This window comes from Trichocoleus sp. FACHB-46 (assembly GCF_014695385.1).
Classification (GTDB): domain Bacteria; phylum Cyanobacteriota; class Cyanobacteriia; order FACHB-46; family FACHB-46; genus Trichocoleus.
Genome location: NZ_JACJOD010000052.1, coordinates 14,737 through 28,671, shown reverse-complemented (window position 1 = coordinate 28,671; position 13,935 = coordinate 14,737). Strand labels below are relative to the sequence as shown.

Below are 13,935 nucleotides of genomic sequence, written 5' to 3'. Positions count from 1 at the left end.
AGGACTTTCCTATGACCTCTTCAGAAGCGATTCGCTTTGCTACGTTTAATGCTTCCTTAAACCGCAACAGCGTTGGGCAACTAATCACCGATCTATCTACACCGAACAATACACAAGCAAAAACGATCGCCGAAATTATCCAGCGAGTCAACCCAGATGTGGTGCTGGTAAACGAGTTTGACTATGATGCTGGCAACCAAGCCGCTGATCTGTTTCGGCAAAATTACCTCAGCGTCAGCCAAAACGGAGTTAATCCGGTTGATTATCCTTACTACTATGTTGCACCTTCTAACACTGGGATTCCGTCTGGATTTGACCTGAATAACAATGGTGCGATCGCCGGGGGTGATGATGCCTTAGGATTTGGCGCATTTCCCGGTCAGTTTGGCATGGTGGTGTATTCAAAATATCCGATCGCCACGGAGCAAGTTCGCACATTCCAGAACTTTCTGTGGAAAGACATGCCAGGGGCGCTGCTGCCTGATGATCCAACCACACCTACACCCAACGATTGGTATTCTCCTGAGGAGCTAGAAATCTTCCGTCTTTCCTCCAAAAGCCACTGGGATGTACCAATCGAAGTAGACGGTGAAACTATCCACGTTCTGGCTAGCCATCCCACCCCGCCCGTGTTTGATGGAGCCGAAGACCGCAACGGCAAACGCAACCACGACGAAATCCGCTTTTGGGCTGACTACATTACGCCTGGAAAAGGAGACTACATTTACGACGATCAGGGAAATGGGGGCGGTTTGGCTTCTGGTTCGCGCTTTGTGATTATGGGCGATCAGAATGCCGACCCGTTTGATGGCGACAGCGTTGATTTTGCCATTCAACAACTGCTAGAAAATCCGCTGGTTAATACATCCGTCACCCCGTCGAGCGCAGGTGGCCCCGATGCAGCGGCACGGCAAGGTGGTGCCAATACCACCCATCAAGGCAATCCAGCCTTTGACACCGCAGACTTTGCCGATACAACCCCTGGCAACCTGCGAGCTGATTATGTGCTCCCTTCTACCAACCTGGAAATTAAAGATGCAGGGGTATTTTGGCCGCCCGGCGAAGATCCTTTGTTTCCGCTAGTTGGCAACTTTAATCCCAATGTTCCCGGTGGGTTTCCCAGTTCTGACCATCGTTTGGTGTGGACAGATGTGGCGATCGCCCCAAACATCGATCGCCAAAGCGTGACAGAGATAGAGTTTTTGGGCGAAGTCACCTTCCCGACAAACTTCACCTTTGCGGGCACTCAAGTGGGTGGACTGTCAGGTATCACCTACGACGTGGAGAAGCAAGTCTACTACAGCATTTCAGACGATCGCAGCCAGTTTAATCCCGCTCGGTTCTACACCCTCCAGATCGATCTGAGCGACGGTAGATTAAACACGGGTGATCTCACGTTTCAAGATGTCACAACCCTTACAGATGCCAATGGTAATCCGTTTGCAGCCCTCAGCATTGACCTCGAAGGCATTGGCCTAACGGATGAAGGAACCGTTTACATCTCCTCAGAAGGAGAAGCCAATCCAGTGGCAGGACGGGTGACAAATCCATTTGTGAATGAATTTGACCTGGCGACTGGCAAGCAACTCAGCACCTTGCCTATTCCTGACAAATTCTTACCCTCTACCCCATTTCAAGACCTCAATGGAGATGGAGCAATTACCAACGCTGACCAGCCTTTCACACCCACGAAAGGCATTCGCAACAACCTGGCGTTTGAGAGCTTGACCATCACACCCGATCGCCATTTTCTCTACACCGCTACTGAAAACGCTCTAGCACAGGATGGTGCAGCCGCAGGCTTAGGCGTTGCCAGCCCTTCCCGCATTCTCAAATATGACCTGACTACCGGACAACCCGTCGGGGAATTTGTTTACATCACTGACCCAGTTGAGGTAGAGAGCGTGCCTGCGGGTCAGTTCAAAACCAATGGCTTGGTTGATTTACTGGCACTCGACAACACCGGAACCCTGTTAAGCCTGGAGCGATCGTTCTCCACCGGAGTTGGCAACAGCATCAAGCTCTATCAGGTACAGTTACAGGGAGCCACCGACGTGAGCAGCGTCGATAGTTTAACCGGGTTAGAAGTCAATCCTGTGGCTCAAAAGAGTCTCCTGCTTGACTTTGCTGACTTGGGCCTCACCCTCGACAATATCGAAGGCATTACCCTGGGCGACACATTGCCCGATGGACGGCGATCGCTCATTGTAGTCAGCGACAACAACTTTAGCTCTACTCAATTTACGCAAGTTCTCGCCTTTGCGATCGACACCGAAACTACTCCCGGTGTCACTCCTGTTGTAGAAACACCACCTGTGGTTGATCTGGATGAACCACCAAACAACCAACAGCCAGGAGATGCCGACGATCCAGCCATTTATGTTCATCCCACCGATGCAGCTCAAAGTTTGGTGATCGGCACGCTGAAAGATGGTGGTTTGTCCGTTTATGACCTCAATGGACAAATTCTACAAACCATCCTGCCAGGAGAACCAGGAGATGTACGCTACAACAACGTAGATTTAATGTACGGCTTCAAGGTGGGTGGGCAGAAAGTAGACTTAGCGATCGCGTCTGATCGTGAGAATGACACATTGGCGATCTACCAGGTGAATCCCACCACCCGCCAACTCGCAGATATCACCAGCAACCAAATTCCTGCTTCCATCTTTGGCATTGACGATGGTGAACAGACAGCCTATGGCTTAGCCACCTACACCAGTCCGTTTAGCGGCAAGTCTTATGTTTTCGTCAGCCAACGAGAAAATAGCCAGGTTGCTCAGTTAGAGCTAATCGATGATGGGGCAGGCGGCGTTAGTGCTAAAGTGGTGCGAACCCTCACCGTTCCAATTCCTGCTGGTGGTGAGCTAGAAGATGCTCAAGTCGAGGGCATGGTGGCAGACCGTGAACTTGGCTATCTTTATGTGGGGCAAGAAAACGGCGGTATTTTCAAATTTTCAGCAGAGCCAACAAGCGGCACAACTGGTACGCTGATTGAGGCAGTCAAACCCAATGGCAGCATCTTAGAAGCCGATGTTGAAGGGCTAACTATCTACTATGCCGACAACGGTACAGGCTACCTGTTGGCATCCAGTCAGGGAGATAGCACCTACGCTGTCTTTAGCCGAGAGGGCAACAACGACTATCTTGGTAGCTTTGCGGTAGGCAGCTCCAATGGAGTAGACAGCGTTGAAGAATCAGATGGTGCAGACATCATTAATGTGCCGCTCGGCCCCCAGTTTCCCTTTGGCTTGCTAGCGGTACAGGATGGCAACAACGATCCCGCTGTGGCAATCAACGATGAAGGTGAGATCGAAAATGCCAGCAGCAATTTCAAATTCATTCCTTGGCAGAACGTCGCTACTGCATTTCCTGAATTCCTCAAAATAGATACTACTAGCTTTGACCCACGCAACCCTGCCGCCTTTGCTACAGGTGGAAACAACAGCTTTGCGATCGCTCTAGGTGACACAAAAACCATCCTCAATTTTGGGGGTATTGGGAAAAACACCCGACCCTCAGCCAGCGCGATCGCTGAGGTTGACACACTCAAGTTTGATGGGGAAAGCTTAACTGCCCGGAACTTGTTGCTGACCCAACAAGATACCGATTTGGTGATTAGCTTTGTAGGCGACGATCAAACTCAAGTTACGCTCAAGAACTTCCGCCTAGAAGATTTAGAGAACTTGAGCAAACTGGGCAACCTCCTATTCAATGCCCAAAATGCTGTCCGAGATAGCTTTGATGTCTTTGATGTCAATAGTCAGCGTCGCACCATTTTTAACCGCAACTCAGTCACATTCCTCAACGACCTGGGTAATCGTGTCAGAGGTTTCAATGGCTCCAAGGACGTGATCAACGGGCAAGGAGGCAGCGATCGCCTAGAAGGGTTGAGTGGCGATGATCTGCTGCGAGGGGGCGATGGAGATGATACCCTTCTAGGCGGACATGGCAATGATATCTTGATTGGTGGTGCAGGACTAGACCAACTCACAGGCGGCAGAGGTCGTGACCAGTTTGAGTTGGTAGCCTCAGAGGGCATAGACACGATCACCAATTTTGAGATAGGTCGCGATCTCCTGAGATTTAGTGGTGGCACCACACCCGCTCAAGTGGCGATCGCCCAAGGTGTTGGGGCAAGGCTGAACGATACTGTGATTAGCATTGCAGGTCAAGAAACTGCAATGCTACTTGGCATTCAAGTGAGCGACATCAACAGCAACAGTTTGATCTTTGCCTAGTAGCACATAACCTTGAATCAAAGCAGAAGCTGTAAGGCTGTCTGATGCGTGCAATACCTAGCGCGATCGCGCTAGGTATTGTCTACACTCTACCGCTTCGGCAACTTCCGTATGAAACCTTAGTTGTACATCGCGCCCTATTAAACATGAGGATAGATCCCTAAACTCCCTCTAGAAAACTAGGGTACGCCCTTGCTCTTGAGATTGTCCTTGGGTGTAACTCACTCTATGCACTACTTGTCCATCACAATTTAGTAAACGAATCTCACCACCTTTGTTTGATAATTGAATTGAGTTTTTAGGCAAAGTGATGGAGGTTGTAGCAGCAGGAACCAATACGTTGAATGTTTAATGCCACTACCAGTTTGGTCGGCATCCCAGATTTGCTGATAAATGTCCATGTCTGACTTCCTTTATAAGAGTTTCAAAATTACGAAACGTTGTACTGGACGCTGATTGACTTGTTGCCTTCACTACACACTCAACATTTGCGCATCTGCCATCTTTACAAACACCTCTACTCGTTTACGCTTAAGGCTTCATAGGGAATACTTATCCAGCCACTGATCGCTCTCTTCAAGAAAAAGGCTGGGAGCGTCTTTGGGGCGATCGCTTCACCAAAAGCTAGGATAAAGGAATAGTTTGGCAACGGTAGCAAGTACCTATCTGTTCTCTGCGAGGTTTCCCAAGTGCAGTGCCTCATTAGCCTTGCCTATTGTTTCACCATTCCCTTCCCATCCCACCATTCAAAATTTGCCCACATCACTCCCGGCAATCACACCCACCTAATCTCCGTATGAGCTATAGAAACGCGACAGCTGCGATCGTGGCAACGGGCGTTCGCGCTCACCCAATATGCGTAAGAGCCGCTTTTTGTTAAATGACAACAACACTTGCCATTCCGCTGTCTCTAAGATCCCCGCAACACTTTGTTCTGGATGCTGCCGTGCTTCATACGTCAGCCACAGCAGTTGTCACGATACCATTGAGTAACACGCGATCGCGAACCAATTCAAAATTCAAAATAGATCTGCCAATGCATAGCCGATAGTTAAATCTCAGTCAGTGACCAACTGATGCTCGCTCACCCGACCTTGAGCGTCAAGCCGGATTATCAACCATTCAGAGTCGATGCTCATCAGCCCTCGCTCTGGCCCAAGCCAGTAGACCAGATCATAGTCCTGGAAGTAATCCGTCGTGCCAGGCTGCCCCAGAAGAGCAATGACTTCAGAACGGCTCTTGCCTGCCAATGTATGCCGCTTAAGCAGATCATCAACCATGCACCCGCGCACAGCAGCGGGAGAGTGGAATTGTGAACGCTCTTGCCAGTCGGCAGACTCGAATCGTTTACTTTCGCAACGATCCAAGGGCAGCGGAAGCAATATTTGGCGCAGGGTCCGCAATCCAAAATATCCTGCAATGAGCAAGCATACAAAGATAAAACTGCTCACTAGCACTCAACGGATGGACAGTTTAACTGTTGGGATACGATTGACCATGTGAATCTAACATCAACAGGTATAAGTTTGAAAATAAGCTTCATCGTTGATCAGAAACGTGATCGCTGTTGACACGGGTTGATTTTCCACAAAACCTAGTGTACCGAATACCGTCTCCTGCCAAAATTGATCAAGTTCTAAAATCTCCCGAAAAGGTGCAGGAGGAAGATTATAACTAATCGCATTAATGTCAGCGACAGCTCGTCTCATCTCCAAGTTATTCACACTGACACAGTTTAATTTCGAGTGATGTCTTGTCGGAAGCAGTTGCTCCGTTGCCATACCAGTCATCCTGAGTAAGGGAACAAGCCCCTGTCGAGCAAAGACTTCATCGAGTTGAGGACTGAGGAACTCTGGTATCGAGTCTTCAGCAACTATCATCCACCAGGGCTGCTTGCGCTTTTTGACATAATCAACAGCCACTTTTATTTTTGTTTCTAGCTCAGCCTCGTCACGAACAGGTTTAGTCAGAAAGATGGCATTGATAAAGAAATTGTCTGTGCCGCTCCAGGTGATGACTAATTCATACGCTTCTAAAACTTCTCCTTTAGGGCATGTACTGGTGAAGTAACTCCAAGCATCAATAAATTGTTGATTTGATGCAAAAATCTCTGACTTTAACATGACTTATAGCTCCTTATCGCTGATTTACCTAAGCTGAGCCAGATTTTCTTCAGTCAAGGTGCGATTGATGGACACAGCAGCGAGCGTTCCACTCGCAACTGCTACGGCGATCTGTGAATAAGGGCTAGACACATCACCCACCGCATAGAGTCCAGGAATCGAGGTTTGCTTACTCTCATCTACTTGTATGATGTCATTGCTGCCAAACTTACACCCTAACTTTGCGGCTAGAGGGCTGTGCTGATACGATGGAGGGCGCAGCAATATACCGGAACGGGGCAGCACGTCATTGTTCGTGAAGACGATTCCTTTTAGTTTGTCGTCTTGATATTCGAGTCGAGCGATTTTTTCTTCGCGTAGCTGAACTCCCCAATCTGATAACTGCTGTCGTTGCTCATGAGTTAATTCGGCAGGACCATCTGAACAGAGCACTAAATCGCGGCTCCAGCTGGTCAGCATGAATGTCATTTCAAGTCCTACCTCACCTTTGCCATAAATTGCTAAAGGTTGATCTCGCACTTCCCAACCATGGCAGTAAGGACAGTGGAAAATACTGCTACCCCAGAGTTCTGTGAATCCATCAATTGTCGGAAGTGAATCTTTCATACCCGTGGCTAACAGGAGTTTGCGACCGACAAACTGGCTGCCATCACTCAGGGTCACTTGAAAGCGATCGCTCAATTTCTGAGCATCGACCACTTCACCCACCTGAATTTCAACACCATCATAAGCACGCAATTGCTCTCGTCCAATTTGCAGCAGTTCTGTAGGTGAAATTCCATCTCTAGAAAAGAAACCGTGGGCAGCATGAGCAACTTGGTTGCGTGGCTTTCCGGCATCACAGACCAAAACCCGTTTGCAGGCTCGTCCGAGCATCAAGGCAGCAGTCAAACCGGCTGAGCCGCCACCGACGATGATGACATCAAAAACATCAGTTTGTGAGTTAACGTTCATAGCTTGTTCTAATGTTGTTGGCATTGAGTTGGCACTAAGAGAAAATTGAAACCTGCCATTAAGTGACGTCCATAAAAAAGGTGATCGGTCAAAAACTATCCACCTTCTTTAAGCAGATTCGCCCAGCAAAGGCACTCAGGTACTAACCCCGCTTTCAAAGTCAGAACTGCTAGGTGGTAAACCCACGATGTCTGCATAGGCGGCAGCGATCGCACAAGCACTGATCGGAATCGTCACTAGCAGACCCAGACTCAGCAGCAAAACACCCGCTAGATTGAGTAGTATCAACACCAAAGCAAAGCCCAAGAAAGAGAACCACTGCTTGGAAATCAGCTTGCGGCTCAACTCCATCCCATCCCAGAAGTTCATCTTCCTTTCGAGTACTAAGGGCAGTGCAAAGATGTAGGCGACTGCCAGGTAAAGACCCGGAACGAGAAGCAGTAACAACCCAATACCAATCACCAGGCTAGAAGCGAGACTGACCAGGAAAAGCGGCAGGTAGTTATTGAAACCCCTGAAGAAATCACCAAACGTTGTGGCTCGATTTTTCAAAAGTTTAAACGCCACGATTAAAAAGCCTGCATTTAAAGGAGCAGAAATTAAGAGGCTGATGAACCCCTCCAGAGAGACAGACTGGCTAATTTTGGCGATCGCAACGTTAATCAGGAAAAACACAAGTGTAAAGCCAGCAAACCCAACAGGGTTTTTCTTGAATGTTTTCCAGCCGCTGCCAATGTACTCGCTGATCTTAACTGTGTATCTTTTCTGAAGTAAGCCTTCAAGCCCCGTTGACCCGTAACCTTCCATAATCGTTCTCTCCAAAATGTTATTGGTATCGAGTTTGCAGTAAAAGAAAATTGAAACCTATTATCGAGTGGGTTAGGCGATCGCAACCGCAGGTCGCCAACGCTACAGAGGTCAATCAGCGTGGAACCGATCGTCATGCCATGTTCGGTTGCGACACCATAACAACACGGTTTTTATCCTGAAATACCCCCCAGCATGGCAATCAATCCGCTGGCAGCAACTACTGTGATCGCGCCCCACTTCAACGACGGGTTTCTATCTAGCCAATCCGTGAAGCTGGGTACGCTCAACTTGCCAAAGTCGCCCTCTACGGTGTCGTAACCAGAGATTGGGGCATATAGGTTGTCGGGTGCATCTGCCGATTTTGGCTCACCTGTCAGTTGAGCGGTAAAGCCAACCTGGAGAAATAAGCGATCGACAATCGATGGGGCAATGCGTTGCAGCATTTCTAATACTCGCCCCATATCACCCACAACAAAGTCACGGGTCGGATGTTCAGCGGCATATAAAATGGCATCGGCAACGGTGCTGGGTTTGTTGTAAGGCGGCAATCCAGCAGGTGCGACTCCCATCTTTGTCCGAATTTTGTTGAAAATGGGGGTATTCGTGATGGCGGGCATCACATTCGTGACGCTGATTGGCTGTTTTTGGTGCTGCAATTCAATTCTCATGGAATCTAAAAAGCCTGCTACGCCGTGCTTGGAAGCTGCATAGGGACTTTGTAATGGAAACGGAACTCTTGCCGCTAATGAGGAAACGTGAATGAGTGCGCCACCTCCTTCTTTTTTGAGGTGCGGTAGAGCCACCATCGCGCCATAGGCTTGCCCATTCAGGTTGACATCAATGACTCTTCTAAATTCTTCCGGTGTGACTTGGTCAAACGGGGCGACAACACTGGTACCAGAGACATGCACCCAGGTATCCAGTCGTCCGTAGGTGGCAATGGTCTGGTCGGCGATCGCTTTCACCTGTTCAAATTCGCTCACATCAGCAATGACGGCGATCGCGTCTCCACCCAACTGTTTGATCTCATCTACCAACGTTGCCAACCCAGACTCGCCGCGAGCAGCAACAACAACCTTTGCCCCTTTTTTGGCAAACCGCAGAGCTGTCTCTCTGCCAATTCCACTAGAAGCGCCAACGATGGCAACGACTTGCTGATTGATCGGCTTTAATTTCATGGGTTCTACTCCTAAAATTGAATCTCTTTAAATACAGTTCTCAATGCTTGCGGCGAATAATTGCCAATGCTTACACCGGGGTTCATCCCTTTGAAAAAGATGTCTCACATCAACGTCCGGTGTCAGTCCTTGAGAAAGGATAGAAGGTCGTTGTTGAGTTGTTCTTTGTGCGTGTCGGTTAAACCGTGAGGTGCGTCTGGATAGATTTTCAGGATGGAATGCTTCACCAGTTTGGCGGCTGCGATCGCAGCCGCACCAATTGGCACAATCTGGTCATCATCACCATGAATAATCAGCGTTGGCACATCAAACTTTTTGAGGTCTTCCGTGAAGTCGGTTTCAGAAAATGCTTTGATACTGTCGAAAGCGTTCTTGTGTCCCGCCTGCATTCCCTGGAGCCAAAACCAGTCAATCATGCCCTGAGAAACTTTGGCACCTGGACGGTTGAAGCCGAAGAAGGGACCGCTAGCGAGATCTTTGTAGAGCTGCGATCGGTCAGCTAGGGAGCCAGCGCGAAGCCCATCGAATACCTCGAGCGGCAGTCCGTTAGGATTATTCTCTGTCTTCAGCATCAGTGGCGGAACAGCGGAGATCAGTGCGGCTTTGACAACTCGTCCTGTGCCGTGGCGACCGATATAGCGGGCAACTTCACCGCCACCTGTAGAGAAACCAATTAAGGTAGCTCCGCTCAGATCTAGCGTTTCAATCAGCGTCGCGAGATCATCAGCATAGGTATCCATCTCATTGCCGTTCCAGGGTTGGCTCGATCGCCCATGTCCCCGACGATCATGAGCGATCGCCCGAAACCCGTGGTCTGCTAGAAACAGCATTTGAGCTTCCCAACTATCAGAATTCAGAGGCCAACCGTGGCTGAAGACAACGGGTTGTCCAGATCCCCAATCCTTGTAGTAAATCTGTGTACCATCTTGCGTTGTGATTGTGCTCATAAAATTTCTCCTCAATCAGTATGGGTTGGTTTCAATGCGAACGAAGGTACTGACTCGACATTCACTTCGTTGTTCTCATTCTTCAACAGACATTCCGTTTAGCCCACGCAAGTTCCTTGAGTTAAGCTGCAACTTTCCACGGTATCTTTTGGCTGGGGAAGATGGGGAATTGAGTTTTCCCCTATCCCTATCTCTCTGATTACTTGGTGCGCTCGACTTCCCTTGAAAAGTCAGCTTCTAAACGGTTTGAAGCTCCTGATAGCGTACAGCCGTTCCACTCACGGCGACCATCAACATACTGCTTCCACCGCCAGAATCAATTGTTTCGTAGTCCAAGGCAATGGCAATCACAGCATTTGCACCTAAGGTTTTTGCTTGATCAGTCAGCTCTTTCAGGGCAGTCTCTTTAGCTTCTCTAAGAGATTTCTCATAACTCGCTGAGCGTCCACCTACCATGTCACGCATTCCTGCAAGAAAGTCTTTGAAAATATTTGCACCCAAGATAGTTTCGCTACTGACTATCCCGTAGTGGTCAACAATTTTTTTGCCTTCAATCGTACCTGCTGTAGTCAAAATCACTGTTTCAACTCCTTAAAAAGCGATAGTTTCAAAGTACCTTGGGAATGAGGGAGCCACCTTCACCGCATTGGCTTTTACCTCATTGTTCTCATTCTTCAACAAACATTCCCTTGAGACCACGCAAGTTCCTTGAGTTAAGCTGCAACTTATCGTGAAGCGTGGTTTTCTTCCGAAAAAAAGACCCTGATTCAATGGCTATCTCTTATGTTTAGTAGTTCCAAGAAATCATTGGCCCGACAGCGGCTGCACTTCTAGCTGGTTCTGCCAGCCGTGATCGCGCAAATAAGATTCAAAGTCGGTCTGTGCAGAAAAATCACGCTTCAACTGTGCTAAATCTGCTGCATAGCCAACGTTCTCAAACCAGCGATACATGATGGTCAATTCCTCTCCAATTTGCTGCTCAAACGCTTCAAACGGAATTTGTTGGTATTCGACGGTTTTTCCTAAAACTCGGCTGAACGCAGCAGCGATTTCTGGCATGGTCATGTCCACACTGGCAAGTTCAATTTCGCGGTGCATGAATTCTGCGGGGCGATCGAATACATCAGCGACCATCTCCCCATAATCTTCTTCGGAAAGCTGCTGCAATTTCGTTTCAGGACTCAATGGTTGAAAGAGCGTTCCAGTCTCAACCATCGAGCGCATCATGTTGTAGTTGTAGAAGAAGAATACGGGTCGCAGAATTGTGTAGGGCAACTCGCTCGCTCTGATGTATTCTTCGACTTGAAACTTGCTGTCGAAATGCGGAATACCCGTGTTGCGTTCGGCGCTACCCACCGAACTGTAGACGAAGTGCTGAATGCCCGCGGATGAAGCCGCGTCTGCAACCGTTTTGCCCTGACGGATTTCGGTGTCTACTCCATCTTGAAAAATCTGTAGCGAAAAAACACCGTAGGCACCTTGCAAAGCGCGATCAAGGGAAGTGCGATCGTTAAGGTCTCCGACTGCAAGTTCTGCGCCTGCTTGTTGGAGGGCAAGAGATGCAGGCTTGTTGGGGTCACGCACTAAGGCACGAACCTTGAAATTGCCGCGTTGCAGAAGATGACGTGCGATCGCGCTTCCCTGATTGCCTGTAGCTCCGGTAACTAAGATAAGTCGCTCTGTGTTGATTGACTGTGACATAGAATTTCTCCTGAATCAGTATGGGTTGGGTTCAAGGTGAAGGCGCTGACTCGACATTTACCTTGTTGTCCTCATTCTTCAACAGACATCCCATTTAGACCACGCAAGTTCCCTGAGTTAAGCTGCAACTTATTGTGAAGCGTGGTATTCATCATCACCAGGCTGTAAGGCTCCAGTCTCTCCGGTGGAAAATCACTTTAATTTGTCGTTTGATTAGCGGATATTGAGTGGTGCAATTGGGTAAAGTTTTACCAACTAAGTTTATGTTGCCTCAACTTTCAATTACCACTGGGATATCTCGAATATGTTTTTTAGGCTTGCCATAGCTGTTGTCACCGCAGTGTTGATGATTGCAACCTCAGTCATGTTTCCGGGAGTTACCGCAGAGAAAACGGTAAAACCCCAAGTGCCGGGTGTCTATCAATTCGAGTTAGGCAATTTCACAATTACCGCCCTCAGCGACGGCACAGTGCCACTGGATCTGCATCCCATTCTGACCAATACGAACCAGGCAGAAATCGATCGCCTCCTGGATCACAGTTTCCTTAAAAACCCTGTTGAAGCTTCGATCAATGTATTTCTCATCGATACTGGAGACAAGCAGGTGTTGGTAGACACAGGTTCAGGGCAATTGTTTGGAGAACTAGGCGGCAAGCTACCAAGGTCGTTGCAGGCAGCAGGCTATACAGCCAATGAGATCGATATTGTTCTCATCACTCATATCCATACCGATCACAGCGGTGGTTTGGTTGTAGGGGGTCAACCCGTGTTTCCGGCTGCTACGGTCTATGTCGGCAAACCCGATATTGATTTTTGGCTTAACCCTGCTAACGCAAAGCGATCGCCAGACTATCAAAGATATTTTACCGAAGCAGTTAAAACAGTCAAACCCTATCTGGACAGGGGCAAGCTGAAGTCGTTTTCCGGCGAGACGGTAATTATACCTGGGATTACCGCACGCCCTACACCAGGACATACACCCGGACACAGTTTCTTCTTGGTAGAAAGCCAAGGCGAGAGTATCGAGTTTTGGGGCGATATTGTGCATGTCGCCTCGGTTCAATTTCCGCAGCCCGAAATCACGATCGACTTTGACGTTGATCCGAATGCCGCAGCAGCGCAACGGGCCAAACAATTTGCCGATGCAGAAACATCCCGCCGTCTCGTCGCAGCCGCTCATGTCTCTTTCCCAGGAATCGGTCATATTCGTGCAAACAATCAGGGCTATGATTGGGTGCCTGTGGACTACCGCTGGCGTGAATGATGAGATTGCACCGCAAAAAGAATAAGACATTGAAGCGTCCAGAGATTCCGCGAGCCCGCTATGTTAGCTGTTGGCAATCGTAACGGCTCGATTTACATGCGTGTCCGTAGTCAACTGCTCTACGACGAACGTGGCCAGATCGGCGCGGGTTACCTGTCGGCCCTTCTCTACACCTGCGAGCCCGCGCACGGAGCCGAAAGCTGGCTGGTCGTTCAACACGGCGGGGCGAACTAGCACATAGGGGATTCCTGACTGTGCGATCGCCTGTTCCATAGCGGTCTTATCCGCTGTCGAGCCACGCAGGAATGTAGGCAGCAGCAACAGCCGGAACGGGAGTGTTGCCTGCGCCGTGCTGTCCCCTACACCCAGAGCCGAGATTGCGATAATCCGGCGTGTGCCGTGCTTCTTTGCGGCTGCGACGACAGCGCGGGCAACCCGTTGTTCGATCTCCGTCTTCCGCCACGGCGTCTTGCCACCGACTGTATCGATCACGGCGTCTTGATCAGCTGTCGCGTCGGACATCGTCGCTGGGTCGGTTGCATCCCCCGTGAAAACGCGAACGTTAGGCGGGGCGTTGTATTGAGCACTATCGCGGATGAAGGCCGTCACAGTGTGGCCGGCAGCAATGGCCTGCTCCACCACCCGTCTTCCCGTCTTGCCCGCCGCTCCGATCACTAAGACATTCATCGTGGTACCTCTTTGGGTTGGATCACATTC

11 protein-coding genes are annotated in these 13,935 nt (G+C 49.3%); 2 read left to right on the top strand and 9 right to left on the bottom strand.

The window, feature by feature from the left end:
- Window positions 1–11 precede the first annotated feature (11 nt).
- Entirely contained in the window at window positions 12–4,241 is a 4,230-nt protein-coding gene (locus tag H6F72_RS25455; protein WP_190442173.1) for a phytase, read from the top strand.
- Between the two features lie 1,058 nt (window positions 4,242–5,299).
- Here H6F72_RS25455 and H6F72_RS25450 read toward each other — a convergent pair.
- From H6F72_RS25450 to H6F72_RS25415, 8 genes are all read right to left on the bottom strand, one after another.
- Complete coding sequence (locus H6F72_RS25450; protein WP_190442171.1) at window positions 5,300–5,521, bottom strand: hypothetical protein; 222 nt, start codon at window positions 5,519–5,521, stop codon at window positions 5,300–5,302.
- A gap of 231 nt (window positions 5,522–5,752) precedes the next feature.
- A complete protein-coding gene (locus H6F72_RS25445) occupies window positions 5,753–6,364 on the bottom strand; it encodes a hypothetical protein (RefSeq protein ID WP_190442169.1) in 612 nt (203 codons plus the stop codon).
- A gap of 24 nt (window positions 6,365–6,388) precedes the next feature.
- Window positions 6,389–7,318: an NAD(P)/FAD-dependent oxidoreductase gene (locus H6F72_RS25440; protein ID WP_190442167.1), complete on the bottom strand. Its 930-nt coding sequence runs from the start codon at window positions 7,316–7,318 to the stop codon at window positions 6,389–6,391.
- A 135-nt stretch (window positions 7,319–7,453) separates the two neighbouring features.
- A complete protein-coding gene (locus tag H6F72_RS25435) occupies window positions 7,454–8,125 on the bottom strand; it encodes a glycerophosphoryl diester phosphodiesterase membrane domain-containing protein (RefSeq protein WP_190442165.1) in 672 nt (223 codons plus the stop codon).
- A gap of 173 nt (window positions 8,126–8,298) precedes the next feature.
- Complete coding sequence (locus H6F72_RS25430) at window positions 8,299–9,306, bottom strand: SDR family oxidoreductase (RefSeq protein WP_190442163.1); 1,008 nt, start codon at window positions 9,304–9,306, stop codon at window positions 8,299–8,301.
- Between the two features lie 122 nt (window positions 9,307–9,428).
- A complete protein-coding gene (locus H6F72_RS25425) occupies window positions 9,429–10,253 on the bottom strand; it encodes an alpha/beta fold hydrolase (protein ID WP_190442161.1) in 825 nt (274 codons plus the stop codon).
- Window positions 10,254–10,490: 237 nt separating this feature from the next.
- Window positions 10,491–10,832, bottom strand: coding sequence for a heavy metal-binding domain-containing protein (locus H6F72_RS25420; RefSeq protein WP_190442159.1), 342 nt, complete (start codon window positions 10,830–10,832; stop codon window positions 10,491–10,493).
- A gap of 225 nt (window positions 10,833–11,057) precedes the next feature.
- Complete coding sequence (locus H6F72_RS25415) at window positions 11,058–11,954, bottom strand: NmrA/HSCARG family protein (protein ID WP_190442157.1); 897 nt, start codon at window positions 11,952–11,954, stop codon at window positions 11,058–11,060.
- A 346-nt stretch (window positions 11,955–12,300) separates the two neighbouring features.
- Between H6F72_RS25415 and H6F72_RS25410 the strand changes: the two genes are divergently transcribed.
- Complete coding sequence (locus tag H6F72_RS25410) at window positions 12,301–13,218, top strand: MBL fold metallo-hydrolase (RefSeq protein ID WP_199299308.1); 918 nt, start codon at window positions 12,301–12,303, stop codon at window positions 13,216–13,218.
- Window positions 13,219–13,281: 63 nt separating this feature from the next.
- Here H6F72_RS25410 and H6F72_RS25405 read toward each other — a convergent pair whose 3' ends face one another.
- On the bottom strand, window positions 13,282–13,905 hold the full coding sequence (locus H6F72_RS25405) for an NAD(P)-dependent oxidoreductase (RefSeq protein WP_190442153.1): 624 nt from the start codon (window positions 13,903–13,905) through the stop codon (window positions 13,282–13,284).
- Window positions 13,906–13,935 lie beyond the last annotated feature (30 nt).